The sequence below is a fragment of the Mesorhizobium sp. M2A.F.Ca.ET.037.01.1.1 genome, assembly GCF_003998075.1.
Taxonomy (GTDB): Bacteria; Pseudomonadota; Alphaproteobacteria; order Rhizobiales; family Rhizobiaceae; genus Mesorhizobium.
In genome coordinates this window covers 1-1,138 of sequence record NZ_RZSA01001439.1, presented here as the reverse complement: position 1 = coordinate 1,138, position 1,138 = coordinate 1, and the positions used below count along the sequence as shown (strand labels likewise).

General features: G+C 64.7%; 1 protein-coding gene and 1 pseudogene. One reads left to right on the top strand and one right to left on the bottom strand.

The window, feature by feature from the left end:
- Positions 1-117, top strand: a pseudogene (locus EOA27_RS42775) (ATP-binding protein); the annotation flags it as partial.
- A gap of 84 nt (positions 118-201) precedes the next feature.
- Here EOA27_RS42775 and EOA27_RS37435 read toward each other — a convergent pair.
- Positions 202-1,138: HWE histidine kinase domain-containing protein (locus EOA27_RS37435; RefSeq protein WP_281059523.1), on the bottom strand; the 937-nt coding region annotated here is incomplete at its 5' end.

Sequence of the window (1,138 nt, the reverse complement as noted above, 5' to 3'; positions counted from 1 at the left end):
GCGCTGATCGGCGCGGCGGTCGGTGCCGGGTCGGGCCTCCTGGTTCGTAACCTGCGCAACGGCTATTGCCAGTACCGCGATCATCGCGGCCGGATCTACACGGCTCGCTGCAACTGATACCGGAAAGGGACCGGAGGCCGAGGGCCGGCCTCTGGTTCCGACCCGCTGATTCGTACACCATTGCGGGGCCATTTTGGCCGCTCACTCCGCCAGCGGTATCCTGATTTCCACCTTCAATCCGTCGTCCCGATAGTCGCGCGCGATCGTGCCGCGCAACTCGCGCGTGACATTGAGGTCTATCAGCTTGGTGCCGAAGCCGGTCTTTGCCGGCGCCTCTAGTTTCTTCTGACCCGCTTCGCGCCAATTCAGGGTAAGCGTCCGCTCGCGGCCGCGCCCTTTCACGTTCCAGTCGACCTTGAGGGCGCCCACCGAGTTGCCGGCCTCGCCATATTTCAGCGCGTTGGTGGCGAGTTCGTGGAAGGTCAGCCCAAGTGCCTGAGTCGTCGTCTCGTCGAGCAGCACTTGCGGCCCGGACAGCACACCTTCAGGGAGGTCTTTGCCGAATACCTGCCCGAGCTCGATACGCAGCAGATCGCCGAGATCGGCCTTCTGCCAGCGCGAGCGGGTGAGCATATCCTGCGACGCAGCCATGGCCTGGAGGCGCGCCGAGAACGATGCCGAGAACTCCTTGACGTCGGTGGCTTGCGAGGCCGTCTGCCGCGCGATCGCCAGCACGCGGGTGATCGAATTCTTGATGCGGTGCTTCATCTCCTGCAGGATCAGGTCCTTTTCCAGCAGGCTCTTTTCCGTCGCCTCGTGCAGCGCCGATTTGGCGTCATAGGCACGCTCCTGATAACGCGCCACCAGGGCGATGGCCCCTGCAAGCAGCAGGCCGAACAGCCCAAGCATAACCGGAATGGCGCGCGAGGATGGTAGCTCGAAGGCGCTTGTCGGCCTAAACAGCAGCGTCCAGGGCCGGCCGGCAACAACGATATCGCGGCGCGCCAGAAGCTTCGCCCCGATGCGTTCCGCCGGCGGCGCTTCCGACCGGAACAAAAGATTGCCGGCCTCGGGCTTGCCGTCATAGACCTCGACATTGACGGGCAGCAGCGGCGCGCGGCTGAGCGCGACCTGGAAC